Origin of the sequence: Pseudomonas aegrilactucae, assembly GCF_019168305.1 — a bacterium.
Classification (GTDB): Bacteria; Pseudomonadota; Gammaproteobacteria; order Pseudomonadales; family Pseudomonadaceae; genus Aquipseudomonas; species Aquipseudomonas aegrilactucae.
The window spans coordinates 1-24,498 of the sequence record NZ_JAHTBI010000035.1 but is presented as its reverse complement, the minus strand read 5'-3'; the positions used below and the strand labels follow the sequence as shown (position 1 = coordinate 24,498).

Annotated in this window: 31 protein-coding genes; all 31 read left to right on the top strand. The window is 62.3% G+C overall.

All coding sequences use genetic code 11. From position 1 onward, the window contains the following. Positions 1 to 6: 6 nt before the first annotated feature. The 31 genes from KUO17_RS10080 to KUO17_RS09930 all read left to right on the top strand — a co-directional run bounded on the left by KUO17_RS10080 (position 7) and on the right by KUO17_RS09930 (position 24,278). A complete protein-coding gene (locus tag KUO17_RS10080) occupies positions 7 to 465 on the top strand; it encodes a hypothetical protein (RefSeq protein WP_255263512.1) in 459 nt (152 codons plus the stop codon). Between the two features lie 204 nt (positions 466 to 669). Beyond that, positions 670 to 1,017 (top strand): phage holin family protein, encoded by a 348-nt coding sequence (locus KUO17_RS10075; protein ID WP_043863295.1) that lies wholly within the window; start codon positions 670 to 672, stop codon positions 1,015 to 1,017. Then, a complete protein-coding gene (locus tag KUO17_RS10070; RefSeq protein WP_217975422.1) occupies positions 1,001 to 1,369 on the top strand; it encodes an HNH endonuclease signature motif containing protein in 369 nt (122 codons plus the stop codon). Before KUO17_RS10075 ends, KUO17_RS10070 begins: the two co-directional genes overlap by 17 nt. Positions 1,370 to 1,516: 147 nt before the next feature. Further along, a complete protein-coding gene (locus KUO17_RS10065) occupies positions 1,517 to 2,050 on the top strand; it encodes a phage terminase small subunit P27 family (RefSeq protein ID WP_043863297.1) in 534 nt (177 codons plus the stop codon). Beyond that, positions 2,013 to 3,845 (top strand): terminase large subunit, encoded by a 1,833-nt coding sequence (locus KUO17_RS10060; protein WP_217975421.1) that lies wholly within the window; start codon positions 2,013 to 2,015, stop codon positions 3,843 to 3,845. The genes KUO17_RS10065 and KUO17_RS10060 overlap by 38 nt, the downstream gene beginning before the upstream one ends. Beyond that, entirely contained in the window at positions 3,842 to 4,018 is a 177-nt protein-coding gene (locus tag KUO17_RS10055) for a hypothetical protein (protein ID WP_210014595.1), read from the top strand. The genes KUO17_RS10060 and KUO17_RS10055 overlap by 4 nt, the downstream gene beginning before the upstream one ends. Before the next feature lie 2 nt (positions 4,019 to 4,020). Then, the gene (locus tag KUO17_RS10050; protein WP_217975420.1) at positions 4,021 to 5,292 is read left to right on the top strand and encodes a phage portal protein; all 1,272 of its coding nucleotides are present in this window, start codon (positions 4,021 to 4,023) and stop codon (positions 5,290 to 5,292) included. Then, entirely contained in the window at positions 5,289 to 6,233 is a 945-nt protein-coding gene (locus KUO17_RS10045; RefSeq protein WP_217975419.1) for a S49 family peptidase, read from the top strand. The genes KUO17_RS10050 and KUO17_RS10045 overlap by 4 nt, the downstream gene beginning before the upstream one ends. Positions 6,234 to 6,293: 60 nt before the next feature. Next, positions 6,294 to 7,616: a phage major capsid protein gene (locus KUO17_RS10040; RefSeq protein WP_217975418.1), complete on the top strand. Its 1,323-nt coding sequence runs from the start codon at positions 6,294 to 6,296 to the stop codon at positions 7,614 to 7,616. A gap of 46 nt (positions 7,617 to 7,662) precedes the next feature. Continuing rightward, positions 7,663 to 7,932: a hypothetical protein gene (locus KUO17_RS10035; protein WP_217975417.1), complete on the top strand. Its 270-nt coding sequence runs from the start codon at positions 7,663 to 7,665 to the stop codon at positions 7,930 to 7,932. Between the two features lie 2 nt (positions 7,933 to 7,934). Next, positions 7,935 to 8,486, top strand: a complete 552-nt coding sequence (locus tag KUO17_RS10030) for a hypothetical protein (RefSeq protein ID WP_217975416.1) — start codon at positions 7,935 to 7,937, stop codon at positions 8,484 to 8,486. A gap of 2 nt (positions 8,487 to 8,488) precedes the next feature. Then, on the top strand, positions 8,489 to 8,851 hold the full coding sequence (locus KUO17_RS10025; RefSeq protein WP_217975415.1) for a phage head closure protein: 363 nt from the start codon (positions 8,489 to 8,491) through the stop codon (positions 8,849 to 8,851). Beyond that, the gene (locus KUO17_RS10020; RefSeq protein WP_217975414.1) at positions 8,844 to 9,374 is read left to right on the top strand and encodes a hypothetical protein; all 531 of its coding nucleotides are present in this window, start codon (positions 8,844 to 8,846) and stop codon (positions 9,372 to 9,374) included. Before KUO17_RS10025 ends, KUO17_RS10020 begins: the two co-directional genes overlap by 8 nt. A 13-nt stretch (positions 9,375 to 9,387) precedes the next feature. Then, positions 9,388 to 9,981, top strand: coding sequence for a phage tail terminator protein (locus tag KUO17_RS10015; RefSeq protein WP_217975413.1), 594 nt, complete (start codon positions 9,388 to 9,390; stop codon positions 9,979 to 9,981). Further along, positions 9,978 to 10,157, top strand: coding sequence for a DUF2635 domain-containing protein (locus KUO17_RS10010; RefSeq protein WP_217975412.1), 180 nt, complete (start codon positions 9,978 to 9,980; stop codon positions 10,155 to 10,157). The genes KUO17_RS10015 and KUO17_RS10010 overlap by 4 nt, the downstream gene beginning before the upstream one ends. After that, positions 10,154 to 11,650 (top strand): phage tail sheath subtilisin-like domain-containing protein, encoded by a 1,497-nt coding sequence (locus KUO17_RS10005; protein WP_217975411.1) that lies wholly within the window; start codon positions 10,154 to 10,156, stop codon positions 11,648 to 11,650. The genes KUO17_RS10010 and KUO17_RS10005 overlap by 4 nt, the downstream gene beginning before the upstream one ends. Before the next feature lie 57 nt (positions 11,651 to 11,707). Beyond that, on the top strand, positions 11,708 to 12,055 hold the full coding sequence (locus KUO17_RS10000) for a phage tail tube protein (RefSeq protein WP_217975410.1): 348 nt from the start codon (positions 11,708 to 11,710) through the stop codon (positions 12,053 to 12,055). Next, complete coding sequence (locus KUO17_RS09995) at positions 12,055 to 12,354, top strand: phage tail assembly protein (protein WP_217975409.1); 300 nt, start codon at positions 12,055 to 12,057, stop codon at positions 12,352 to 12,354. Before KUO17_RS10000 ends, KUO17_RS09995 begins: the two co-directional genes overlap by 1 nt. 129 nt (positions 12,355 to 12,483) lie before the next feature. After that, positions 12,484 to 14,583 (top strand): phage tail tape measure protein, encoded by a 2,100-nt coding sequence (locus KUO17_RS09990; protein WP_217975408.1) that lies wholly within the window; start codon positions 12,484 to 12,486, stop codon positions 14,581 to 14,583. After that, positions 14,583 to 15,956, top strand: a complete 1,374-nt coding sequence (locus KUO17_RS09985; protein WP_217975407.1) for a DNA circularization protein — start codon at positions 14,583 to 14,585, stop codon at positions 15,954 to 15,956. The genes KUO17_RS09990 and KUO17_RS09985 overlap by 1 nt, the downstream gene beginning before the upstream one ends. A 4-nt stretch (positions 15,957 to 15,960) precedes the next feature. Beyond that, the gene (locus tag KUO17_RS09980) at positions 15,961 to 17,073 is read left to right on the top strand and encodes a phage baseplate assembly protein (RefSeq protein WP_217975405.1); all 1,113 of its coding nucleotides are present in this window, start codon (positions 15,961 to 15,963) and stop codon (positions 17,071 to 17,073) included. Further along, the gene (locus KUO17_RS09975; RefSeq protein ID WP_217975403.1) at positions 17,070 to 17,561 is read left to right on the top strand and encodes a phage baseplate assembly protein V; all 492 of its coding nucleotides are present in this window, start codon (positions 17,070 to 17,072) and stop codon (positions 17,559 to 17,561) included. The genes KUO17_RS09980 and KUO17_RS09975 overlap by 4 nt, the downstream gene beginning before the upstream one ends. Positions 17,562 to 17,568: 7 nt before the next feature. Beyond that, positions 17,569 to 17,964, top strand: a complete 396-nt coding sequence (locus KUO17_RS09970) for a phage GP46 family protein (RefSeq protein ID WP_217975433.1) — start codon at positions 17,569 to 17,571, stop codon at positions 17,962 to 17,964. After that, positions 17,954 to 18,994, top strand: a complete 1,041-nt coding sequence (locus KUO17_RS09965) for a baseplate J/gp47 family protein (protein WP_217975401.1) — start codon at positions 17,954 to 17,956, stop codon at positions 18,992 to 18,994. Before KUO17_RS09970 ends, KUO17_RS09965 begins: the two co-directional genes overlap by 11 nt. Beyond that, a complete protein-coding gene (locus tag KUO17_RS09960; RefSeq protein WP_217975399.1) occupies positions 18,985 to 19,584 on the top strand; it encodes a YmfQ family protein in 600 nt (199 codons plus the stop codon). Before KUO17_RS09965 ends, KUO17_RS09960 begins: the two co-directional genes overlap by 10 nt. Before the next feature lie 2 nt (positions 19,585 to 19,586). Then, complete coding sequence (locus KUO17_RS09955; RefSeq protein WP_217975397.1) at positions 19,587 to 20,723, top strand: hypothetical protein; 1,137 nt, start codon at positions 19,587 to 19,589, stop codon at positions 20,721 to 20,723. Positions 20,724 to 21,191: 468 nt separating this feature from the next. Then, complete coding sequence (locus KUO17_RS09950; RefSeq protein ID WP_255263511.1) at positions 21,192 to 21,581, top strand: phage tail assembly chaperone; 390 nt, start codon at positions 21,192 to 21,194, stop codon at positions 21,579 to 21,581. A 79-nt stretch (positions 21,582 to 21,660) separates the two neighbouring features. Next, entirely contained in the window at positions 21,661 to 22,212 is a 552-nt protein-coding gene (locus KUO17_RS09945; RefSeq protein WP_217975393.1) for a glycoside hydrolase family 19 protein, read from the top strand. After that, entirely contained in the window at positions 22,209 to 22,721 is a 513-nt protein-coding gene (locus KUO17_RS09940) for a lysis system i-spanin subunit Rz (RefSeq protein WP_217975391.1), read from the top strand. The genes KUO17_RS09945 and KUO17_RS09940 overlap by 4 nt, the downstream gene beginning before the upstream one ends. A gap of 152 nt (positions 22,722 to 22,873) precedes the next feature. After that, complete coding sequence (locus tag KUO17_RS09935) at positions 22,874 to 23,668, top strand: DNA adenine methylase (RefSeq protein ID WP_217975389.1); 795 nt, start codon at positions 22,874 to 22,876, stop codon at positions 23,666 to 23,668. 61 nt (positions 23,669 to 23,729) lie between these two features. Further along, complete coding sequence (locus KUO17_RS09930; protein WP_217975387.1) at positions 23,730 to 24,278, top strand: hypothetical protein; 549 nt, start codon at positions 23,730 to 23,732, stop codon at positions 24,276 to 24,278. The last annotated feature ends 220 nt before the right edge of the window (positions 24,279 to 24,498 follow it).

Below are 24,498 nucleotides of genomic sequence, written 5' to 3'. Positions count from 1 at the left end.
TGCGCCATGCTGAAGGACGTTGATGGCCTGTTGCAGCATTGGGCAGAGCAGCGCAACCAGCTCGGCCTTGGCGCCGGCTTGGGCAGCCAGATGGGCAGCATCATGGAATGGAAGGGCAACGCACCGCGTGGCACCCCTGGCACGCGAATCCTGGTTGGTGGTGCGGGGTTGGATCACATTGCGGCAGAGGTCGACGCGGCCCTGGCCGAGCTGGATCGGCGGGATGCACGCGGCAAGGTACTCGCCCACCTTGCGCACTGCCGTTACCTACACGCGCTGAGCATCCGTGAACAGATGCAGGAAGTGGGATTGGCTGAGGGTGCTGAGCGTACCTACTTCAACTGGGTCAAGGCGCTGCACCTTCAGGTGATGCGTATCCTGCTGGTGCGGGCTGGCCCCGAACGCACCCATACCGTTCGTCGAGTTGGTATGCGCCCAACTGGTGTCAAAGTTCCGTCGAAGTAGCGTCGAAACGAATGACCGAAAATTGCCTCTTTTCGGTCTTTCAGTCCGAGGGTAAAAAGTCACCACGATCTGCAAATTGCGCTTAGGCGCTCCCCCAAGCACTGTGCTGTGCAAGCCCGCACCGAGCAATCGGCGCACCGAGAACCCTGCCATCCGGCGGGGTTTTCTTTTTCCGGCGCCGTGCTTTCTACCGATGAGGCCAGCATGACCAATGAGCAACAAGCGTTAATCGAAATGCCGCTATGGATGGTGATCGTACTGTCTCTGCTTGGTGGTGTATCAGGTGAGATGTGGAGGGCTGACAAGGCGGGCGCTCGTGGCTGGGGGTTGGTGCGGCGCATCGCGCTGCGCTCGGGTGCCTGCATCGTGTGCGGGCTCTCGACCAACATGCTGATGTATTCGATGGGTGTGTCGATCTGGGCGTCAGCGGCTGTCGGTTGTTTGACCGCAATGGCCGGTGCTGATGTTGCCATCGGGCTGTATGAACGCTGGGCCGCCAAGCGTTTGGGCGTGTGCGATGTGAGCCCGACCAACAATGGCCAAGGTCAGTGATCGACGCGGCAGCAGCGCATCCCGTGGTTACGGCCACCGCTGGCGGCAATCTCGGGATGCGTTCCTGGCGCTGAACCCGTTCTGTTCGATGTGCTCCACCGACGTCCGCCCCGTGCCGGCGTCGGTGGTCGACCACAAGACCCCGCCCCGGTTGATGGACGCCAAGGCGTCAGGCGAGCCGGACCGGATCAAGGCCGCATGGAAGTTGTTCTGGGATCAGGGCAACTGGCAGCCACTCTGCAAGCTTTGCCACGACTCGACCAAACAGCGGCTTGAACGAAGCGGCCGGCTGGCGGGTTGCACGGCCACCGGCATTCCCCTCGATCCCAACCACCACTGGAATCGCCGCTGATCTGGCGCGCCGGGCCATTTGCCCAAGCGTGCAGGGGTAGGGGGGGTGAAAAACATTTTTCCGACCCTCTTCTTGACCGCTTGCCCCCCTCTCTTCGCAAAGACGGGAAATATGGAGGAGGGGGGGTATCAGACTAGGAGGTAGTCCATGGCTGGAAATGGAAATTCCGGGCGCCCGCCGTTGCCGGCGTCCGTGCATGTGCTCAACGGTAACCGAAGCAAAAAGAACTTGGGCAGCTTGATCGATGCGGTGAAGGATCCGGTTGTTCCGGTGAATGCACCGCCGATGCCGGAGTTTCTGGCCGGTGAAGCGGTTGCTGAGTGGGAACGCCTGGTGCCGGCGCTGATTGCATTGGGCTGGGTGTCGAATCTGGACCTGATGGCGCTGGCGTCCTACTGCCAGGCCTACGCCGATTGGGTCCGGTTTCAGCGGCTGATCGCCACGCGCAATAGCGAATCTCTCGATGGTCTGGGCGGCGAAGTCCAGACCTTCAAGACCGGTGCCCAGCAGACACATGTGCTGCGGCAACTGGCCAACGATGCCGAGAAGCGTGCCAACGCGGCAGCGGCCCAGTTCGGTTTGTCGCCATTGGCACGCCGCAACATGAGGGCGTCGGCGGCCCCGCAAGGTGAGTTATTCCCAAATGACCAACGAGACGCAGCTGCCCAGTATTTCAACTGACTGCCGGGTAAAGGCATTCTCCGATGCCGTCCTGGGCGGCAAGCTTGTTGCCGGACCGAACGTCCGCAACGCCGCACGCCGTCACCTGCGGGATCTGGAAGAAGGTGGTGCCAGAGGGTTGATCTGGAACGCAGACGCCGCTGCCCGGGCCATTGGCTTTTTCGAAGATGTGCTGTGCCTGAACGGCGGTGACTATGAAGGTCTGCCGTTCATCCTGGCGCCATGGCAGGCATTCGTCGTCGGCAGCCTGTTCGGCTGGTACAGCGATGATGGCTATCGCCGCTTCCGGATGGCCTATATCGAAACGGCAAAGGGCTCGGGCAAGTCGCCCTTGGTGGCGGGTATCGGTCTGTACGGCCTTGTTTCTGACGGTGAGCAGCGTGCTGAGATTTACGCGGCAGCCACCAAAAAGGACCAGGCCCAGATCCTGTTCCGGGACGCGGTGAGCATGGTGAACATGTCCAGCCACCTTGCCACTCGGTTGGTCCAGTCGGGCCGCGACGAAAAGGTCTGGAACCTGTTCTACCCGAACACCAACAGCTTCTTCCGACCGATCAGTTCGGACGAAGGCCAGTCGGGCCCGCGACCGCACATCGCGTTGATCGATGAGCTGCACGAACACAAGAACGCCAGCGCGGTGAACATGATGCGTGCCGGTACCAAGTTCCGCCGGCGCGCCTTGATCGCAATGATCACCAACAGCGGGTCAGATAAGAAGTCGACCTGCGGTCAGTACCATGACCACGGTGTGCGGGTGTGTGCAGGGCAAGAGGAAAACGAAGCGTTCTTCGCCTTCATCTGCTCGCTGGATGAGGGCGAAGACCCGTTCAAGGATGAGGCCTGTTGGCCAAAGGTGAACCCTTCGCTGGACTTCATCCTGGAGGGGCAGACCGACGGGATTCCGGGCCGCAAGTATTTGCGCGAGCAGGTGCAGGAAGCACGGGGCCTGCCGGCCAAGGAAGCAGTGGTGCGCCGCCTCAACTTCTGCGAATGGACGCAGGCCACGTCGCCCTGGTTGTCCTGGGAGATCTGGAGCCAGGCCGCTGACCGCGTGCGCATGAAGGTGTTGCGTGAGCGGGCTTGTGTGGGCGGGCTCGACCTGTCCAGTACCACCGACCTCACGGCCTTTGTCCTGATGTTCAGCCCGGTACCCCACGACCCGCACTGGCGATCCCTGTCGTACTTCTGGATCCCTGACGACGATCTGCTTGGCCGGGAGAAGCGCGACAAGGTGCCCTATGCGTTGTGGATCAAGGACAAGCACCTTGAGACCACGCCGGGGCGGGCCATCAGCAAACTGCATGTGCTACGACGCATGCGCACCATCTGCGACTTTTTCGACGTGCGCCGGATCGGCTATGACCGCTGGCGTATCGAAGACCTGTTGCAACTGATGAGTGAACACGACATTGCGCTGCCGGAGCTGATGCCGTTCGGTCAGGGCTTCAAGGACATGGGCCCGGCCGTGGACGAGTTCGAACGCCGATTGCTGGGCCGCAAGGTCGAGAACGCGGACGTGATCGATCTTGGGCCCGAGGATTACGAGGTGCTGGAGGCGCCTGCCGAGGCCGAGGAGGTGGTGGAGACACTGCTGCACGACGACAACCCGGTCATGACCTGGTGCGCGGGCAACGCGGTGATCGTCTCGGACCCGGCCAACAACCGCAAGGTCGACAAATCCAAAGCCATCGGCCGCATCGACGGCATTGTTGCGGCGCTTATCGCGGTCGGCATCAGCAGTGCCATTGGTGCCGAAAGTGGCGAATCTATCTACGACAAAGGGGTCGGCATATGAAACTGGTGTACCTGTCCTGGCTCACCGGCCTATTGGGCTTTGCCCTGTTGGTAACCGGTGTGGCCCTGGTATCCCTGCCCGCTGGCTTGGTGGTTGCGGGGGGCGGTTTGCTTTTCTGGTCGTGGCTTGCTGACCGTGCTTCTGCGGTGCAGGCCACGGCCGGGGAGGGTTGAGCATGTTCTTTTCCAGCGTCCGTGCTTCTGGCGCGGGCACCCTCACCAACCCGGACAGCGGCTTTTGGCGCGGGTTGATCGGCCGTGGTCGCAGCTCGTCGGGCGCGCCAGTGACCCCGGAAAGCGCGCTTGGCCTGCCCATCCTGCAGAACTGCCTGACCCTGTTGGCCGAGACGGTGGCCCAACTGCCGCTGGAGCTGTATCGGCGGCAGGACAAGGGGCAGCGCGAACCGGCGATCAACCATCCGGCGTATGACGTGCTGCGCTACGCGCCCAATGGCTTCCAGACGCCTTTCGAGTTTCGTGAGCGGCAACAAGGCGCCGCCGGGTTGCGTGGCAACTCGTTCAGCTTCATCGACCGACGGGATGACGGCAACATCACAGCGCTGTGGGCGTTGCACAACGACCAGGTGCAGGTGCTCAAAGGCGCCGACATGTTGCCTTGCTACCGTATTGCCGGCGGTGATGTGGTGCCAATGCGCATGGTTCACCACGTCCGCTGGTTCGGTACCAATCCCTACGTGGGGTTGTCGCCGATTGAGCTGCACGCGGATGCGGTCGGGTTGGCTCAAGCCGTGCGCCAGTACACCGGCAAAAGCTTCGCCAACGGTGTCGCGGTGTCCGGTGTGATCGAACGCCCCCGGGAAGCACCGGCCATCAAGGATCAGGGCAGCATCGACAAGATCGTCGATCAATGGGGCCAGAAGTTCGGCGGCATGGACAACGCCAAGAAGGTCGCGCTGCTGCAGGAGGGCATGACATTCAAGCCGGTATCCATGAGCAACGTCGATGCCGAGATTGTGGGCATCCTCAAGTTAACGGGTACCGACATTGCCCGGATCTACAAGATCCCCCTGCCGATGGTCAACGACCTGGAGAAGTCCAACTACAACACGCTTGAGCAACTGATGATCCAGTTCGTGATCTTCGCGTTGCTGCCGTGGGTCAAGCGGCATGAGCAGGCCATGATGCGCGACTTCCTGTTGCCATCGGATCGGCGTGAATACTTCATCGAGTTCAACCTTTCCGGGTTGCTGCGCGGTGACCAGAAAAGTCGGTATGAGGCCTACGCCATCGGGCGCCAGTGGGGCTGGTTGAGCGTCAACGATATTCGCCGGCTCGAGAACATGCCGCCCGTGCCTGGTGGTGATATCTACCTGCAGCCGCTGAACATGGTCGATGCCGGCAAAACGCCGCCCGACCTCAACAATCCACAAGTGCGGGCGCAGCTGGAGCTGCAGCACGCCGAAATCGAAAGGATGCTGGCCCAATGAGTCGAACGTACCTGCGGGCATCCAGCCTGCTGTTCAATCAACCCCTGCTGGTGACCCCGGACATGCTCGACCTGGGCATGCGCTGGGCCAACCAGGCGATGAGCCTGAACATCGTCAACCTCGGCGGTGGTGCGGCCGAGCTGTGGAAAGACGACCCGATTGATCGCGTGGCGCTGGCAGATGAACAGCGCCGCACGGCGATTGCCCAGACCGGCATTGAGATTGTGCCGGTGAGCGGGGTGCTGGTCAGCCGGGGTAGCCACCTGAGCATGTGCGAGACGATGACCAGTTACGAAGGGCTGCGGAGCCAACTGCAGCGCGCTGTGGCTGACCCGACGGTGGAGCGCATCGTGCTCGACATCGACAGTCCCGGTGGCTCAGCGGTAGGCGCCTTCGAACTGGCCGCCGACATTCGGGCAATGACTCAGCAGAAGCCTATCACCGGGCTGGTCAACTTCATGGCCTACAGCGGCGGCTACCTGCTCGGTTCTGCCTGCAGCGAGCTGGTTGTCAGCCAGACCAGCGGTGTCGGGTCCATCGGGGTGATTGCGAGCCATATGGACCGCTCCAAGATGCAGGAAGACAAAGGGGTCAAGGTGACCACGGTGTTCGCCGGGGCGCACAAAAACGACCTGTCGCCACATGAGCCACTGACCGAACAATCGCTGCGCTTCCTGAACGAGCTGGTGCAGGAGAGCTATCAGATGTTTGTAAGCGCAGTGGCCGACTATCGCGGCCTTTCAGTACAGCAGGTCATTGCCACCGAGGCTGGCCTTTATCGAGGTCAGACAGCGATCAACGTCGGCTTGGCCGACCGCCTGCAGAGTCCACAGCATGCAGTCGACGAACTCTCGCGCGCTGTTGCGCTGAACCGCGCAACGAGGCAGCCCGGCCGCATCGGCCTGCGCGCTGCAGCGCTGAGTATGCAAACCCTTATTTGACCGCTTTCGCGGTAGCAGTCGACCCGCCCAGTGCGGGTTTTTTTATGCCCAGGAGGCACCATGTCCCTTGTACTTCAAATGCGTAACGACCGCGCTCAACTGGTTGCCCAGGTCCAGGCGCTTGCCCAGATCGAAGCGGGCGGCGGTAGCCTGAGTGCCGAACAGTTGAGTCAGTTCACCACGCTGGAAACCCAGATCAACGAGCTGACTGCCAAGATCAGCCGCGCGGAATCGGCTGAGCGTTTAGCCGCGGCTGGTGCCGTACCGGTGAGCGAGACTGCCCAAGGCAACAACAGTCCACCCGCCGGCAGCATCTCTGGCCCCTTCAGCGAAAAATCCAAACCTGGTACCGGCATGGCGCAGATGGCGCGCCTGCTGGCCGCTGCCCAGGGCAACCAGCAGACGGCTGCCCAGATGGCCAAAGAGGGCGGTTTTCCGGCAGATGTCCACATGGCGCTGAGCGTCGTGACCCCAGGTGCTGGTGGTGTTCTGGTGCCGCAGAACTTCGCCACCGACGTAATCGAGTCGCTGCGACCGGTATCCATTGTCCGCAAGATGGGCGTTACCAGCCTGCCGCTGAACAATGGCAACCTGACCCAGCCGCGTATCACCGGCAACACCGTGGTGACGTACATCGGCAGCGACAGTGATATCCCGATCACCGGGATGACGTTCAGTGACACCAAGCTGTCGGCGAAGAAGGCCGCCGCCATCGTGCCGATCTCCAACGATCTGCTGGCCATGAGCGGGGTTAACCCGCGTATTGATGGGTTGGTGCTCAACGACCTGACGGTCAGCATGGGCTTGTCAGAGGATCTGCACTTCATTCGCGCCGACGGTTCCGGCTCGCTGCCCAAAGGCATGCGTCACTGGGCGCTGCCTTACAACATCCTGCCGGCCCCGGCTGTGGATGGCTTGACTCTGGAAAAGATCGATCTGTTCCTGGGCGGCATGATGCTGCGACTGGAAACGGCGAACGTGATGATGAAGTCGTGCGGCTGGTTGATGGCGCCGCGTGTACTGCGCTGGCTGCAATCGTTGCGCGATGGCAACGGTAACCGGGCCTATGCGGAGATTGATACCGGCATGCTCAAGGGCTACCCGGTGGGTCTGAGCAACCAGATCCCCGTGAACCTGGGCGCCGACGGCAACGAGACCGAAATCTACTTCGTCAACTTCGCGGATTGCATGATCGGCGAAGACATGGACTTGACCCTGAGCTTCAGCAATGAGGCTTCCTACAAGGACTCCAACGGCGATCTGGTCAGTGCTTTTCAGCGCGATCAGACGCTGCTGCGCGTGATCGCAAAGCACGACTTCGGCCCGCGTCACGTCGAGAGCATCGTGGTAGCGGTCGCCGTGAAATGGGGCGCAGGCATGTAATCCCTGGCCTCGGATGGTCCGGGGCCACTCAACTGGATGGAACGTTATGGCACAGGTAATTGTTGAGTTCACCGGGTCTTGGCGCGGTTATGGCAAAGGCGAAGTGGCTGGCTTCGAAGAGGATCTGGCCCAGTCGCTGGTAGATGGTGGCCGTGCTCAGCTGTACGAAGGTAAAAAGTCGGGCAAGTCGGGGGGCGGGAAGGCTAAGACGCCCCCGGCGGGCAAAGGTCCTGCCCAGCCCGGCCCGTTGGTTGGGCCGCTACCGAATCCGGATGCTGACGACAGTGACGTGGATGACGACGATGAGAAGCCCTGATCATGGCGCGCCGCATCGCTTACACGGGGGCGCCCGTGCTGACGTTGGACCAGGTGGCATTTCAGTGCCGGCTTGAACCCGAAGATCTGCAGCCCGAGCTAATCGACCTGATCATCATCCCTGGTGTGACAGCGCAAGCCGAGTCAAAGACGGGCGCCGCTATCCGTGGCGCCTTGTACGAAGAGGGCTGGCCCAGCCAGTTTCCTTCGGGCCATGCGCTGGATGTGGGGCAGGCCACCGAGATCGAATCGGTGCACCTGCTGGCTGCCACCGGTGCGATTGAGCTGTACACCGGCCCCGTTCAGGTTCACCAGGGCGGGCGCGAGAGCTATCTGATCTTCCCTGATGGTCGGCCTGACGGCCCGCTGCGCATCCGGTACCGGGCTGGGGTTGATCTTGATGCTTATCCCGGTGTTCGCAGTTGGCTGTTGATGGCAGCCGAAACGGCCTATACCCATCGCGGCATGCTCGTTGTGGGGCAGGCGCTTACTGAGCTGCCGTCGACCTTTCTGGATCATCTGCTGGCTGAGGTCAGCGTGCCCCCGAGGTTTTAGCCATGGCGATGAGAGAGCCGTCTACCGGCGAGCTGAACCGGCGCATCACCGTGCGTCTGCGCTCAGATAAACCTGCAAGAGACTATGGTCTCGATTCGGTGTTCACGGATGAAAAGCGCCGCTGGGCCAGCATTGTCTCGGTGGGGGCCGCCGTCTACAGCGCGAGCGTGCAACTCGATGCGAAGGTCACTCACCGAATCACCCTGCGATTCCTTGAGGGCGTCACGGACGATTGCGAAGTGGTGCACGGTTCCGCGCTGTACCGCGTGCGCCGCGTTGGCGATCTGAACGGTACGCATCGCTTCACTGTGCTTGAGGTCGAGCTGTTGGGGTTGGTAAAGGCGGGAGGATCCGTTTATGGCTAACAGTGTTTCGCTCGATGGCTACCTGCATATCGAAGGTTTTGAGCGCTTCGATGACCTGGCGTTTGATCGTCGAAAGATTCGTGCCGCCATGCGCAAGGCGGGGCGCCTGGTTGTCCAGAAAGCCCAGATGAACCTTGCCCTCGGTGGCGGCCAGGACGGTTATCCGACAAGCCGAACCGGTGCAACCGTTGATGCAATCAAGGCCAAACTTTCACGTTCCGGTTTTTTGGTCAGGGTCGCTCCGGCCAAGACCAGTGCGATGAAGGCGTACTACCCGGCTTACCTGCATTACGGGGTTAAGCAGGGCAAGCGACTCGGCAAGCTCGCCCCGGGGCAGGGGCGAGGCAAATCAAACCGGCGGGCAAATGGGGTCCGAGCGCGAGCGCTGGCTGATCGGGCAGCAGGTGGATGGCGTATCACGCCCCGTGAAAACTACATGACTGACGCCCTGCAGGACTCAAAGGCCCAAGTGCAGCGCCTGCTGTCTGCTGCGTTTGCCTCAGCCCTTCTTTCATCTGTCTAAACGGATAACCACGATGAGACTTAATGTGATCGTTGCGCATCTGCGTGCCCATTGTCCGGCCTTCTCTGAAAGGATTACGGCAGGGATCGACTGGGATGCAGTCGCGACCAGTTCCAATCTCGCGCACCCGTCAGCCTACGTCATTGCTTCCGATGATGAGGCGGAACCCAACGACTTGGTGACGGGCGTCCGCCAGGTCATTTCAGATGGCTTCGACGTGATAGTCGTGCTCGATACCACAGATGAGCGCGGCCAGGAGGCCGCGCACGATCTGCACGTTTTGCGTGCCGACATCTGGCGGGCGTTGGTTGGCTGGAAGCCTGAGCCCGAGTACGACCCGATTACCTATGGCGGTGGCGCGTTGATCTTCATCAATCGGGCCCGGGTTGTGTACCGCTACAGCTTCAGTGCCGAGTTCCAGTTGGGACGCGGTAGCGCCGGTGATCCGCCGGAGACCTGGTACGAGCGCGAGGTTGACGGCCTGCCCGCCTTGGAGGGGCTGAACGTGGATCTCGACTTCATCGACCCCCTTGTCGACAAGAACGTCACCCCGACCGGCCCTGACGGCCGGATCGAATTTTCAACCCGCAAGGACTTCCCCCAATGAAGACCCTACACCTGAAGCCGGCCCCGGGGCGTGAGTGCCCGTTGCCGGACCAGCCCGGCAAGATCCTGCCCGAGAAGGGCGACACCGTAGAGCACAGCGTGTACTGGCAGCGCCGCCTGCAGGATGGTGATGCCGTGCTCGTTGAACGCAAAGCCGCCCGAGGATCCAAGGTATGAGCGTAAGTTTCGGCAACATTCCTTTGGATATCCGCGTACCGCTGTTTTACGCCGAGGTCGACAATTCGCAGGCCAACAGTGGCGGCAGTACGCTGGCCAGGCTGATCGTTGGCCAGGTCAACGACGACGCCGATAGCGCCGATATCGGCCGCCTGGTGCTGGTGTCGCGCACCTCCGATGCGATGGCCATCGGCGGCGCAGGCTCAATGCTTGCCGCAATGCACAAGCAGTTTCGCGCGGTCGACGCTGCCGGTGAAATCTGGTGTCTGCCACTGAAAGTCACCGAAGGCACGGCTGCGACCGGCACCGTTACGGTGGCGGGCAGCGCGTCGGCGCCGGGCCTGATCAACCTGTACGTGGCGGGCCAGCGCGTGCGGACCACGGTCAGCGCATCCATGTCGGCCGAGGCCGTGGCTACGGCGGTGGCGGCCAGCGTCAACACGGCGACCGACCTGCCTGTAACGGCGCAGGCCGCTGCCGGTGCGGTCACGCTCAAGGCCAAGTTTCTGGGCGACCTGGGCAACGATATCCGCATCGAGCTGAACCGACTGGGCGCAGTCAACAATGAGCTGACCCCGGCCGGGCTGACGCTCGCGGTTGGGGTCATGGGCGGCGGCGTGGGTTCGCCGGAAATGACAGAGGCGCTGGCCGCCCTGGGTGATGAGCCGTTTGAGTTCATTTGTCAGCCCTGGAGCGACACGGCCACGCTCGACGCCTGGCAGACCACCATGAATGACAGCGGTGGCCGCTGGGCCTGGTCAAAGCAGCTCTATGGCCATGTGTACAGCGCCAAGCGCGGGACGCTGGGCCAGCTGGTTGCGGCGGGGCGTTTGCGCAATGACCCGCACATGACCGTGCACGGTTTTGAGCGCGGCTTGCCGCAGCCTGTGTGGGAAGTCGCGGCGCAGTTTGCGGCGCGCACGGCGGTGTTCATCAGCGCGGACCCGGCTCGGCCTACCCAGACCGGTACCATGCCGACGATTGCGCCGGCGCCGGCAGGCTCCCGCTTCATGCTCGACGAGCGGCAATCACTGCTCACCAGCGGCATTGCCACGGCGTACTACGAAGGCGGTTTGTACCGCATTCAGCGGGCTATCACGACGTACCAGCGTAACGCCTATGGCCAACAGGATGATTCCTATCTGGACAGCGAGACGCTGCACCAGTCTGCGCATGTGATCCGCTACCTGCAAAGCCGCATTACAAGCAAGTACGGGCGCAGCAAGCTGGCCAACGACGGTACCAACTTCGGCGCTGGCCAGGCCATCGTCACCCCGCTGGTGATCCGTGGCGAGCTGATCGCGGCCTACCGCGAGCTGGAGCGTGACGGCATCGTCGAGAACGTCGAGCTGTTCAAGGCGCACCTGATCGTGGAGCGCGACCCGAACAACCCGAATCGCCTCAACGTGTTGTTCCCGCCGGATCTGGTCAACCAGTTGCGCGTGTTCGCGCTGCTCTACCAGTTCCGCTTGCAGTACCCAGACGCGGCGTAACCCGCATCACTACACCCCGGCCCGCCTTGAGCGGGCCTTTTTATGGGAGCCCTTTTCATGGGTCAGAAAGTCGCAGGCACTTGCTACATCAAGGTCGACGGCCAGCAGTTGGTCATCAGTGGCGGTGTCGAGGTGCCGCTTTCCAAGGTCAAGCGCGAAACCATCGTGACGGGCTACTACAAGGAAGAAGACCGGCCACCCTTCATCAAGCTCGACGCAGTGAAAACCCCTGGCTTTCCGATGGCCAAGGTAGTCGATGGCACGAACATGACCATCACGGCCGAATTCAAGGACGGCACGAGCTACGTGCTGTCGGGCGCGTACGCGGTGGACGATGTGAATGTCACCGCCGACGACGGCAAGGTTTCACTCAATTTCGAAGGCATCTCAGGAGACTGGCAGTAATGAGCACCACTACCCACGTATTGAAGGCACCCATCAAGGCCCATGGCGAAACCCTGCTTGAGCTGGAGATTCGCCGGCCTACCGTGCAGGACTGCCGAGCGATCAAGGCGCTGCCGTACAAGATCGACAAGGAAGAGGCGGTCACCCTCGACCTCGATGTCGCGGCCAAGTACATCGGCGTGTGTGCCGCCATCCCGGCGGGCTCGGTTGATCAGCTGGACCTGGCCGACCTGAACAGTCTGGCCTGGATGATTGCCGGTTTTTTCATGGCTGCCGCTTCGCCGAAGTCGGCGAGCTGATCGAGCTGGCCTATGACCTGGCCTGGTTCTGGAAAGTTGATCCGGAGCAGGTAAAGGCCTGGCGGCTGGACGTTCTGCTTGAGAGCGAGCAGAACGCGCACCGGATCAACCGGCAAGCAGGGGGCGGCAATGGCGGATAAGTTCCAGCTCAAAGCCCTGATCACTGGTGTTGACAGGTTGTCACCAGTGATGAGCGGGGTACGCAAGAACGCGGCGATTCTGCGTAAGCAGTTGAACAGCTCAGGGCTCGGCAAAATTACGTTCATGGATGCAGTGCAGGGGGGCGCCATGGCGGCCCCCTTTGTCATGGGCGTGCAGGCGGCGATGAAGTTTGAAAGCGCCATGGCCGACGTGAAAAAGGTCGTGAATTTCGAATCGCCCGAGCAGTTCAAGGTGATGAGTAATGACGTGCTCGACCTGTCTGAGCGCCTGCCGATGGCGGCGGACGGCATCGCGCAAATCGTGGCGGCCGGTGGGCAGTCGGGCATTGCCCGGGAGGAACTGAACAAGTTCGCCGAAGACGCGGTAAAGATGGGCGTGGCGTTCGACCAGACCGCCGCGCAGTCCGGGGAAATGATGGCCAAGTGGCGCACCGCGTTCCACATGAATCAGGACGAAGTGGTCACCCTGGCCGACAAGATCAACTACTTGGGCAACACCGGTGCGGCCAGCACAGCGCAAATCTCGGCCATCGTGACCGCCATCGGCCCGCTGGGCGAGGTGGCGGGGGTCAACGCCGGGCAACTGGCGGCGATGGGATCGGCGCTGGCTGGGGTGGGTATCGCCCAGGACGTGGCGGCCACGGGCATCAAGAACTTCATGCTCACGATGACCGCCGGCAACGCGGCCACGAAGTCGCAGCGCGAGGCCTACAAGGCGTTGCGTCTGGACGCGAACGAAATCGCCCAGGGCATGCAGACCGACAGCGAAGGGACCATGACCCGCGTGCTCAAGACGCTGGCCAAGGTCGACAAGGCCAAACAGGCTGCAGTTCTGACTAGTTTGTTCGGCAAGGAATCGGTAGGAGCTATCGCGCCGCTGCTGACCAACCTGGACACGCTGCAGAAGAATTTCAGGTCGGTCGGCAAGGAGGGCGACTTTGCCGGCTCAATGCAAGACGAGTACACGGCCCGGGCGGCGACCACGGAAAACGGCCTGCAGCTACTGCAGAACCGGGTAACCCGCCTGGGCATCACGGTCGGTACGGCGCTGCTGCCGCCGTTCAACGACTTCATGGCCACGGTGGGGCCGATCATCAGCAACGTGACCGAACTGGCCGGGGCGCACCCTTGGCTGATCAAGGGGATTCTTGGCGCCGCAGTGGGCTTTACTGTGTTGCGCTTGGCCACGGCCGCAGCAACCGGTGCGCTCACGCTGATGAGCACGGTAGCCAGCATGAGCCCGATTGGCCTGGTCGTGCGCGGCATTGCCTTGGCGGCTGGTCTGCTCATCGGTAACTGGTCGACCGTGGGGCCGTACTTCGCAAAGGTGTGGGACCTGGTGAAGGGCCCTGCGATGGCGGTATGGGGCTGGATGAAAGCGGCCTTTGCCTGGACCCCGCTCGGCATGATCGTGGCGAACTGGGGGCCGCTCACCGAGTTCTTTGGCGCAGTGTGGGGGTTGATTGAAGCCCTGTCGGTGCCGTTCATGGGCTTCCTCAAGACTCTGTTTGACTGGTCGCCGCTGGGTCTGATCCTCAAGCATTGGGAGCCGATCACGGGTTTCTTCAAAGGTTTGTGGGACAAGCTCAAGCCGATCATTGAACCGATGATGAAATTTCTCGGGTTCAGTTCGGACGGTGACGGGGTGATCAAAGGCGCGACGGATAAAGTCAACGCCTGGACCGAAGAGCAGAAAGCCCGGAACGCGGAAGGCAAGCCCACTCCGGGCGCTCTGGTCAAGCCGATAGCCCATGCGCCCGAGCTAATGCCGGAAGCGACGAAGGTGGCCAACCTGCTGCGCGCGCCGGGTAATCAGTCACTGCTGCAGCAACCCAGCCTGCAGGGCCCGCAGCGGCTGGCGGGCTCATTGCCGGGGTCGGGCAGCGTACCTGCCGGCAGCCTGGTGCAGCAGACCGCCGCCCGGCAGCGTACCGAAGTGCAGGGCGACATGACTGTGCGTTTCGAAAACGCCCCGCCGGGCATGCGCGCTGATCCTGGGCAGACCAACCAGCCTGGGCTGGCGATGACGCCCAATGTGGGTTACCGCTCGTTAGGGAGGGCTTCGTAATGGTGGACACGTGGCGGGAGAAGCGGCACCCGGCATCCTTTCGCGGGGTGCCGTTCTTTGTCGATGATGATTCAACCCCGGTCGGGCGGCGCACCCAGTTGCATGAATATCCCCAGCGGGACAAGCCGCTGGTGGAAGACATGGGCGCCAAGACGCGGACGGTAAAAATGTCCGCGTTCGTGATCGGTGACGATTGTCTGTTCCAGCGTGACAACCTGCTGAACGCCCTGGACCAGCCCGGGGCGGGTGAGCTGGTGCATCCGTGGTTCGGGCGCATGAACGTTACTGCAGGAGAAGGCTGCGAGGTATCGCACGAGCGCCGGGCCGGTGGCCTGGTGCGCTTTCAGCTGGAGTTCGTCGAAGCCGGCGAGAAGGGCTACCCGGTCGGTGTGCCCGATGAGGCACAGCAGGTTGAGGAAGACTCCGAGGGCCTGCTGGACTCGGCGATAGCGCGCTACAAGGCGGCAATGGCGATGGTCAACAAGGCCCGCTTGGCGGTTACTGCGCTGCAGAACGGCATAGCCGGTGTGCAGATGGCCATCCAGCAGGAAATTGCCCAGGTGACGGGCCTGGTATCGTCGGTCGAGGCGTTAGCCGACATGCTGATCAACGCCCCGGGTAACTTCGCCGCGATGATCCGGGCGCAGTTCGCGAGCATCGGCGGTGGTAATCGTTCGTCGGGCTACCGCTGGGCGCCCTCTGGCAGTTCTACGGTCGGCTCTGCGGTAGAAGTCGACCCGGAGTTTGCCCGCACCGTGGCACGCCTTGAGCGCGACGACGAAGGCTTCACAAGCTTCGCCGCCGCGTCCCGGGGCATCACCAGCAAAATCGAAGCTGCCCAAGGCCTGACGGCCGCAAGCGATGGTGCTGCCGACAGCGTTGCCGGTGGCGCCGCAACCGTGGCTGTGGTCAAGGCCGCCCGCGAGCTGGTGCGCGATGCCCTGATTGTGCAGGCCGTACGAGTGGCGGCCTCGATGCCGGTGGTATCGGCGCCGGCGGCGCTGCCGGGGGTGCCCGTACTGTCGCAGCAGGTAGCCGCGCCGATTGATCGGCCGGACGTTCCTGTGTCTGCAGACGTTCTCGCCTTGCGTGATGCGATCAGCGCGGCCCTGTGGTCGGCGGCGCTCTCTGCCCCCCACGATCACTTCGAAGCGCTGGAGGCGGTGCGCAAAAGCACCAGGGCGCACCTGTCGGCCGTTGCCGGCGCCGGCGTGCGTCTTGTGGCCGTCGAGCGCAACGAAAGCCTGCCGGCCGTCGTGCTGGCTTACCAGTGTTTCGCCGATGCCACCCGCGCCGGCGAAATCGTTACGCGTAACAAAGCGGTGCACCCGGGCTTCCTGCCGGCCGGGACGCTGTACGTCGCCCAGGAGTAAACCCATGGACAAACAAAACGCCGTCACGTTGACCGTGAATGGCATGAGTTACGGTGGCTGGAAGAAAGTCAGCATCAGCGCCGGCATCGAGCGACAGGCCCGAGACTTCAACCTCGACGTGACGTGGCGCTGGCCGGATCAGGGCGAGGAAGTCCCGGTGCGGCAGGGTGACTACTGCACAGTCAAGATCGGCGACGACCTGGTGCTGACGGGCTGGATATTCGGCACACCGGTCAGCTACGACAGCAAACAGGTCAACCGCTCGATTCAGGGGCGTTCGCTCACCGCCGACTTGATCGACTGTTCAGTGATCAATGAGCCCGGCCAGTGGAAGCAGCAGAGCGTGCAGAAGATCGTGCAGGCGCTGGCCGAACCCTACGGCATCAAGGTGCTGAGCCAGGCGGCGGAAACCTCGAAACTGACTGAGCACAGCGTCGAGCCGGGGGAAACGGTATTTGAATCCATCGACCGCCTATTGACCCTTTCGCGGTTGCTGTCGACTGACGACACGCGGGGGCGGCTGGTGATCATACGGCCGGGGAGTGCTGGCCGAGCGGTCGACAGCCTGGTGCTGGGGCAGAACATCCTGACCGGTGATGCATCCCTGGACTTTTCCGGGGTGTTCTCTGACTACAAGGTCACCGGCCAGCGCTCCGGCACTGACGACAGCTACGGGGCCAAGGCCTCCGAGGTCAAGGCCGCTGTCAGCGATCCGCGGGCTCGGCGAAAGCGCGTCCTGCAGATTCATGAAAGCGGGCAGATGACTCCCGACCTGGCCGCCGCGCGGGCCAACTGGGAGCGCGGCAGCCGCATGGGCAAGGCGTTGACCTTGAACTACAAGGTGCAGGGCTGGCGGCAGTCCAACGGCGCGCTGTGGCTGCCGAACATGATCGTGCGCGTGGTCGACGGCTGGATCGGCATCGACCGGGACATGCTGATCAGCGAAATCGAATACAGCCTCGACGACGGCGGCACGGTGGCGAACATCACCGTGGCGCCGCCGGATGCGTTCGAACCCGAACCGAAGGATCCGCATAGCACGCGCAAGCTCAAGAAGGGCGGCAAGGCCGACAACTTCGAATACCTCATTCCCGCTGACTGGAAGCCAGGCACATGAAACCGAGCAACAACACCGTGGCCCGGGGCGAGCTTGCCCTGGTAAACCCTGACGGCAAGATGCAGGCGCTGCAGATGCGCCTGACCGCCGGCGAAACAAAAGACAACATGGAGCACTTCGAACCGTACGGGTTCACGTCCAACCCGCACCCAGGGGCTGAGGCTGTGGCGGTGTTCGTCGGCGGTGACCGCTCCCACGGCGTCGTGCTGGTAGTGGCCGACCGGCGTTTTCGCCTGCAGGGGCTCAAACCGGGCGAGGTTGCCCTGCACACCGATGAAGGCGACTACCTGCACTTCAAGCGCGGCCGGGAAATCGAGATCAAGACCGCGACCCTGCGTATCACCGCTGACACGGCCGTCGCGTTCGATACGCCGTTGATCACCACCACCGGCCGCATCGAGTCGGCCGGCGATCAGGTGGCCGGCGGTTTCAGCACGATGCTGCACGTTCACGAAGGGTCGGACAAGAAACCCGTGGCGGGTGGCTGAGGTGGCGTTGCTGGAGGACGACGACAGCACCCGTGCCTGGCGGCGGGCGGCAGTAATCAGTCTGCTGACCTGGCGCCGGGCCGGCCCTGATGATCGCCTGGATGATGACCAGCGCTATGGCTGGTGGGGCGACAGTTTCCCCAGTGCGGCGAATGACCGTATCGGGTCGCGCCTGTGGTTGCTGCGCCGGCGCAAGCTGGATGCCGAGGCGGTGCGTGATGCCGAGGCGTTCGCTCGGGAGTCACTGAGCTGGATGCTCGACGACGGCCGCGTCACCGGCGTTACGGTAACGACCGCGCGCGGGGTGAACCGGCTGGAGCTGGGGGTGGTGCTGACGTTGCGAAACGGCCGCACGATCGATGTTGAACTAGATGATATTTGGCAGGTGATCAATGCCGTTTAAAACCCCAAGCCTGCCCGAGCTGATCAGCCGCGAACAATCGAACCTTGCTGGTTCCAGCGCGCTGATCCGCTCCGATGCCGAGGTGCTGGCCAGGGTGCTGGGCGCCGCTTCCTTCGGGCGCTATGGGCATCAACTGTATATCGCCGACCAGATTCTGCCGGACACGGCCGATGAGGAAACCCTGCTGCGCATGGCTCGGGCGCGCCTCAAGCGTGGCCGACTGGAAGCGGTGGCCGCCACCGGTACCGGGACGTATACCGGCGCGCCGTCAGCCGTGCTCGATGCCGGCACGTTGCTGCAGCGTGACGACGGCGTGCAACTGCGCGTGACCACCACGGCCACCCTGACCGGTGACAGTGGCACGGTGAAGCTTGAGGCACTGGACAAGGGGCCGATGGGCAACACGCCGGCCGGGACGATGGCGCGCCTGGTCGTGCCCGCCCTGGGGGTCAATGAGCTGGTCAAGATCGATGCCCCCGGCCTGCAGGGTGGCGTGGATGAAGAAAGTATCGAAGCGCTGCGGGCCCGGGTTATTCGTTCCTACCGCGTGATCCCGCATGGCGGCAGCGCGGCCGATTACGAAACCTGGGCGCTTGAGGTGGCCGGCGTGACGCGGGCCTGGGTTGTGCGGCACTGGATGGGCCCCGGCACGGTGGGCGTGTTCTTCATGCGTGACAACGACATTGACCCGATTCCCAGCGCCGAGGCCTGCGCTGGGGTCAAGGCGTACATCGACAAGGAGCGGCCGGTAACGGCCGAGGTGTACGTGCTGCCACCCCTGGAGAAGCCGGTGCAGTACGAACTGAAGGTCAGCCCCGACAGCAGTGCCGTGCGTCGTGCGGTGGAGGCGGCGCTGGTCGATCTGCACAACCGCGAGTCGGCCCTGGGCGCTGAGATGCTGGCCACGCATATCGGCGAAGCCATCAGCGGTGCCACGGGTGAGCGCGATCATCAGGTAATCAGCCCGCTGGGCAACGTCTCGGCCGAGCCCAACCAGTTGCTGACCTATGGGGGTGTGCTGTGGCGATAAGAACGGCCGCGAACTATCACAGCCAGTTGCGGCTTCTGCTGCCCCCCGGCCCGGCCTGGGATCTTGAGCGTAACCCGGGGCTTGATGAGCTGCTGCAGGAAGCGGCCGCCGTGCTGGCCCGGGAGGATCTGCGCGCCGCCGACCTGCTGGCGGAGGCTGACCCGGCAACGGTGCGCGAGCTGGTACCGGACTGGGAGCGGGTCATGGACTTGCCTGATCCCTGCTTGGGCGACTCGCCCAAGTTTGAGGACCGACAGTTGGCCGTGCGCCGGCGCCTGGTCGAGGTGGGCGGGCAGTCGCCGGCGTACTTCGTCGAACTGGCCATCGGGCAGGGCTACCCGCATGCCCGCGTGATCGAGCACCGGGCGCCGCGCTTTGGCCGCGCACGTTTCGGTGCGGCGCACTTCGGCACCTGGGTCGCGCAGTTTATGTGGACGCTCGACACGGGCCCTCGGCGCCGCCTGGGTCGCCGCTTTGGCGCGACGTACTTCGGCGAGCAGTTCGGGGGCAACCCGAGCGGCGCACTGGAATGTGTATTGCGGCGCGCTGCACCAGCGCATGCCGTCGAATTTATCAAGTATGGGGAGTAGGGATGGACTATCCAAAGAGCGTGCCAAACATCGGCCTTGTCGATGGGCACTTTGTCGACGAGAACCCGGTTACCGGGCAAATCGGCTCACTGATTCCGGCAGCCTGGGGTGATTCGATCACGCAAGAAATGCTGAACGTGATCAAGGGCGCCGGTCTTGTGCCCGACGAATCGAACGTGGCCCAGCTGCTGCAGGCCGTCACGTCGATCAGCGCATCGGACTACAAGCGTTCGGTGCGCTGCGCGACCACGGGCCCTATTGCCCTGAGCGGCCTGCAGACAATCGACGGCGTTATCGTAACGGCCGGCGACCGGGTGCTGGTGAAAGATCAGGCGAACGCGGCGCAGAACTGGATTTACACCGTCGCCGCCGGCGCGTGGGTGCGCGCCCAGGATGCCAACGAAAGCTTTGAGTGCACCCCGGGACACGTGGTCCCGGTGCAGGCCGGCACCGCCAATGCGCTGTCGGCCTGGCAGTTGAGTAATACGGACGTGCCGACCCTGGGGACCACGCCCCTGGTGTTTATCGCGGTACGCGGCAAGATCGTTGCGCCCGGCGCGTATGGAAAGGTTACGGTGGACGAGCAGGGCCGAGTGATCGGCGGTACCAACCCGGCATCGCTGGCGGGGCATGGCATCACCGACGCGTACACGATTCTGCAGGTGGATGCCCTGCTGGAACAGAAGGCCTCCCTCCCGGGCGTGTTCAGCTTCAACACCGACAAGGTATTGACCAGCACCCATCGGGGCCTGGTGCTGCTCGATGCCAGCGCCGGCGCACGTACCTTTACGCTGCCTTCTGCCGCCCTGGGCGTGATGGATATCGTTCTGCGTCGTACTGATCTGGCCGCCAATGCGTTGACCATCACCGCCGCCGGCACGGACAAGATTCTGCTGGACACCTCAGCAGCGCCCACCGGTCAAGCCTGGACTGAGCTGCTGTTTTGCGGGGACTTTCTGAGCCTGCGCAGTGACGGCGCAGGCAAGTGGTGGTGTGTAGGCCAGGCGCAACTCCCGCCAAGTATCGAGTCCGGGCTGATTCCTTACAGCGCGCCTGGTGTGTATCCGTTCACTGTCCCGCCAGTTCTGCGGGCAGGTCGTCGCATTCCAAAAATAACGCTGACCGGGGGGGGGCGGTAGCGGTGCTCGATCATCCACCGCCTCTGGCGCTGGCGGTAGTGCGGGCGGTACAGCTATCAAGCGGCTATCACTTGCAGGGCTGTCGAGTATCACGCTCACAATCGGCGAGGGCGGCCTTTCCCGGTCGACAAGTAATGGTTCTGGATACGAAGGTGGCACAACGTCATTCGGCGATATTTTCTCAGCTACCGGCGGGGGTGGAGGGCTATCAAACGGTGTGGGAGGACCGCCCGGCAGTGGCGTCGGCGGTGACATCAATATTGACGGTGGTCGGAGTGGCAACCTGCTTGCCGGTTTCACGCCGCTCAATCGTGCCGGCGGTGACGGGGGCGCGTCGTACTGGGGAGGCGGCTCGGTTTCTGCCGATAGTGCAAACCCAGCGGTAGCGCCTGGATCTGGCGGTGGCGGTGCTGTATCTAGCTCGGGTAAGGGTGCCGATGGCATTGGGAAAATCGAATGGTGATGGCTATGTGGGCACGAATCGAAAACGACACGGTGGTCGAAATCACTGGCATTGATCCGGCTGGGCGATTCCATCCATCGCTTGTGTGGGTGGCTTGCGATGGCGCGGTGCCCGGTGATCGTTATGTTGACGGCAGCTTTGAGCCGGCCCCCGGTGAAGACATGGCCGCCCTGGAGCGGTCATGGCGCGACAGTGCAATCAATCCGACTGAGTGGCTGGTAGGCCGTCATCGCGATGAGCAAGACATGCAACTGATCACAACGCTGCAGGCCTCGCAGTTCGCCGAGCTGCTGCAGTACCGCCAGGCCCTGCGCGACTGGCCACAGTCCAGTGCGTTCCCTGCCGTCGAACACCGACCGGCACCGCCGCCCTGGCTGGATGACATGACCCTGTAAAGCCCCGCACTGACGGGGCTTTTTCTTGCCGGCTGTTTGGCCGGCGTAATACAACGTCTACGCATGAGGATGATTCGGGATGGCTATCACCGAGAGACAGTTGCAGCAGATTCTCCCCAACGCCGGCGCTAAAGCCGGCGTTTTTGTACCTGCCCTGAATGCGGCCATGGGCAAGTACGCCATCGTAACCCGCCTGCGTGTAGCGGCCTTCATCGCGCAGATCGGCCATGAGTCCGGCCAGTTGCGCTATGTCCGCGAGCTGGGCAGCAATGACTACCTTTCCAGGTACGACACGGGGAAGCTGGCCAAGGCGCTGGGCAATACACCAGAGGCCGATGGTGACGGGCAAAAGTACCGGGGCAGGGGGCTGATTCAGGTTACCGGCAGGGCGAACTACGAAGCCTGCAGTGAGGCTTTGTTCGGCGACAGCCGATTGCTTGAGACGCCGGAGCTGCTTGAGCACCCTGTGTATGCCTGTATGTCTGCAGGTTGGTACTGGCATCGAGCCGAGTTGAACAAGCTCGCCGACAAAGGGGCCTTCGTACTGATCACCAGGCGCATCAATGGCGGCATCAATGGCTTGGCAGACCGGGAAGTGCTTTATGAGCGCGCCTTGAAGGTGCTGCAGTGAAAGCGCTCCATATCCGTGTGACGGCCTTGGCCCTGCTGGTCGGGGTCGTACTGGGCGCTTGGGCTGCTTGGCAGTGGCAGGGCAACGCCTATGCCAGGCGGCTGGCTGAGCAGGGCGCGGCTCATAGGCTCGACCGAGAAGTTGCGGCGGTCGCAGCGCTTGAGCAGTTGGACTTGCAGCAAACCCATCGGCGTGAGCTGGAAGATCGCCTGAAGGTGAACGATCAAACCCACTACAAGGAATTAAACGATGCGCAACAAGCTCAGGCTCGCCTGCGTGACCGCCTGGCCGCTGCTGATCTGCGGTTGTCAGTCTTACTCGACGCCTCCACGGGTTGTGACAGTGGGATGCGAGCCGCCACCGGCGCCGGCAGTGTGGTTCATGGAGTCACGCGAGCCAAACTTGACCCAGCGCATGCTCGACGAATTATCAGCATCACCGATGCCGGCGACCAAGGACTGATCGCCCTCAGAGCCTGTCAAGCCTACGTGCGCGAGATCGCGCAGTGAAATGAAAGAAGCGGGCCAAGAGGATGCGTCAACATCCTCTGGCCCGCCAGACCCGCAGACCCTTCCTGCAAGTCCAGCCTAGGCTCCTGCTCCGTGCACAGAGCGCGGCGAGCCTATCACCTGTTTATCCATACAGTAAAGACTTGCTACCAATGACATCTCCAATCATCCCCTGGATGGGCGGCAAACGCCGCCTGGCCGACCGCTTGATCCCACTCTTTCCCCCCCATGAATGCTACGTCGAAGTTTTTGCTGGTGGCGCCGCGCTGTTCTTCATGCGTCCCCAGCCCGCACCGGTGGAGGTGCTGAACGATCTCAGTGGCGACCTGGTGACACTCTACCGGGTGGTGCAGAACCACCTGGAAGAGTTCGTCCGCCAGTTCAAATGGGCGCTCAGCTCCCGGCAGATCTTCGAGTGGCAGAAGATGACCCGCCCCGAGACGCTGACCGACATCCAGCGCGCGGCGCGGTTCTTCTACCTGCAGCAGCACGCCTTCGGCGGCAAGGTCACTGGGCAGACGTTCGGTACCGCCACCACTGCGCCGTCCATCAACCTGCTGCGCATCGAGGAGAACCTTTCTGCAGCTTGGCAGCGCCTCGCTGGTACGTATGTCGAGAACCTGTCTTGGCAGGACTGTGCCGAGCGTTATGATCGAGTGCACACGTTCCACTATATGGACCCGCCGTATTGGCAGACCGCCGGCTACGGCGTCGACTTTCCTTTCGATAACTACGAGCGCATAGCCGAATTCATGCGGCGCTGCAAGGGCAAGGTGATGGTCAGCATCAACGACCACCCGGACATCCGGCGCGTGTTTGAGGGCTTTCACTTCGAAACTGTGGATATCCGCTATACCACTGCGAATCAACGCCAGGGCAGGGCAGAAGTGACGGGCGAGTTAGTGATTATGAATTGGGTGCCGGCAGATCTTGGGGGGCTGTTTTGATCCTTCCTGCTGTGATCTCTAATGAGGTAGCATTTTGCCACTTTGAAAAGGAGTAGTTGAAGTGGAAGGAATTGTTTCGGTAGTAGCATTCGCGCTTTGGGTTGGCACCTGGATACTGGTTGTACGTCGAAGGAAAAAAATGGGATTGGTGGCGGCGAACCTTGTGGGTGCTATAGCAGGTTTGGTTTTGTTCACAATTTTCGCAGGCGTATTTATGCCCAAGCCTACCCCTGAGCAGGTTCAGGCCCGTGCTGAAGCCAAGCAGTTGGCGGACCAGCAGGAGGCTGCCGAAAATGCCGAGAAGGAGGCTGAGAAGGTCAAGACAGAGAAAAATAAAGATCGGTCAATCATGGCCGCGATTATTTGCAGTAACTACGTTGAGAACTCGCTCAAGTCGCCGAAAAGTGCGGACTTCCCATTTGACAAGGCAGCAGGTGGATCAAAGCATCTGGGGGAACAGAAGTACCTGGTTCGATCCTACGTAGATGCGCAAAACGCATTTGGTGCCCAGATACGCAATTGGTACATCTGCAACATTCAATACCAATCTGGTCAGGACGCCGATCAACGCAACTGGAATCTGCTGGCATTGAAGTTCGAGGCTCAGTGATCTGACCTGGTGAATCGTGGTGTGCTTGGAAGGCCCTGCACAAACGTTTCATCTTGCTCCATGGCTTGGGGCAGAAATGGGGCAAACCGTACGCCAATCCATGCCATTCAATGCCTCTAGCTGCATTGATGCTCTAATGCAAAAAGGCGCTCAGCCCCACGAATACGGGGTAGAGCGCCTTTTTTCGTTAATACTCCAGCACAATCGGAGTGTGTGCGGA

Coding starts and splice junctions, on each gene's coding strand:
- KUO17_RS10020 (WP_217975414.1), top strand. CDS start 8,844: ATGGCTAACAGTGTTTCGCTCGATGGCTACCTGCATATCGAAGGTTTT.
- KUO17_RS09935 (WP_217975389.1), top strand. CDS start 22,874: ATGACATCTCCAATCATCCCCTGGATGGGCGGCAAACGCCGCCTGGCC.
- KUO17_RS10070 (WP_217975422.1), top strand. CDS start 1,001: ATGGCCAAGGTCAGTGATCGACGCGGCAGCAGCGCATCCCGTGGTTAC.
- KUO17_RS09980 (WP_217975405.1), top strand. CDS start 15,961: ATGGACAAACAAAACGCCGTCACGTTGACCGTGAATGGCATGAGTTAC.
- KUO17_RS10025 (WP_217975415.1), top strand. CDS start 8,489: ATGGCGATGAGAGAGCCGTCTACCGGCGAGCTGAACCGGCGCATCACC.
- KUO17_RS10065 (WP_043863297.1), top strand. CDS start 1,517: ATGGCTGGAAATGGAAATTCCGGGCGCCCGCCGTTGCCGGCGTCCGTG.
- KUO17_RS09975 (WP_217975403.1), top strand. CDS start 17,070: ATGAAACCGAGCAACAACACCGTGGCCCGGGGCGAGCTTGCCCTGGTA.
- KUO17_RS10075 (WP_043863295.1), top strand. CDS start 670: ATGACCAATGAGCAACAAGCGTTAATCGAAATGCCGCTATGGATGGTG.
- KUO17_RS09965 (WP_217975401.1), top strand. CDS start 17,954: ATGCCGTTTAAAACCCCAAGCCTGCCCGAGCTGATCAGCCGCGAACAA.
- KUO17_RS10030 (WP_217975416.1), top strand. CDS start 7,935: ATGGCGCGCCGCATCGCTTACACGGGGGCGCCCGTGCTGACGTTGGAC.
- KUO17_RS09995 (WP_217975409.1), top strand. CDS start 12,055: ATGAGCACCACTACCCACGTATTGAAGGCACCCATCAAGGCCCATGGC.
- KUO17_RS09945 (WP_217975393.1), top strand. CDS start 21,661: ATGGCTATCACCGAGAGACAGTTGCAGCAGATTCTCCCCAACGCCGGC.
- KUO17_RS10040 (WP_217975418.1), top strand. CDS start 6,294: ATGTCCCTTGTACTTCAAATGCGTAACGACCGCGCTCAACTGGTTGCC.
- KUO17_RS09955 (WP_217975397.1), top strand. CDS start 19,587: ATGGACTATCCAAAGAGCGTGCCAAACATCGGCCTTGTCGATGGGCAC.
- KUO17_RS10060 (WP_217975421.1), top strand. CDS start 2,013: ATGACCAACGAGACGCAGCTGCCCAGTATTTCAACTGACTGCCGGGTA.
- KUO17_RS10050 (WP_217975420.1), top strand. CDS start 4,021: ATGTTCTTTTCCAGCGTCCGTGCTTCTGGCGCGGGCACCCTCACCAAC.
- KUO17_RS10015 (WP_217975413.1), top strand. CDS start 9,388: ATGAGACTTAATGTGATCGTTGCGCATCTGCGTGCCCATTGTCCGGCC.
- KUO17_RS10045 (WP_217975419.1), top strand. CDS start 5,289: ATGAGTCGAACGTACCTGCGGGCATCCAGCCTGCTGTTCAATCAACCC.
- KUO17_RS09950 (WP_255263511.1), top strand. CDS start 21,192: ATGTGGGCACGAATCGAAAACGACACGGTGGTCGAAATCACTGGCATT.
- KUO17_RS10005 (WP_217975411.1), top strand. CDS start 10,154: ATGAGCGTAAGTTTCGGCAACATTCCTTTGGATATCCGCGTACCGCTG.
- KUO17_RS10080 (WP_255263512.1), top strand. CDS start 7: ATGCTGAAGGACGTTGATGGCCTGTTGCAGCATTGGGCAGAGCAGCGC.
- KUO17_RS10000 (WP_217975410.1), top strand. CDS start 11,708: ATGGGTCAGAAAGTCGCAGGCACTTGCTACATCAAGGTCGACGGCCAG.
- KUO17_RS10035 (WP_217975417.1), top strand. CDS start 7,663: ATGGCACAGGTAATTGTTGAGTTCACCGGGTCTTGGCGCGGTTATGGC.
- KUO17_RS09990 (WP_217975408.1), top strand. CDS start 12,484: ATGGCGGATAAGTTCCAGCTCAAAGCCCTGATCACTGGTGTTGACAGG.
- KUO17_RS10055 (WP_210014595.1), top strand. CDS start 3,842: ATGAAACTGGTGTACCTGTCCTGGCTCACCGGCCTATTGGGCTTTGCC.
- KUO17_RS09985 (WP_217975407.1), top strand. CDS start 14,583: ATGGTGGACACGTGGCGGGAGAAGCGGCACCCGGCATCCTTTCGCGGG.
- KUO17_RS10010 (WP_217975412.1), top strand. CDS start 9,978: ATGAAGACCCTACACCTGAAGCCGGCCCCGGGGCGTGAGTGCCCGTTG.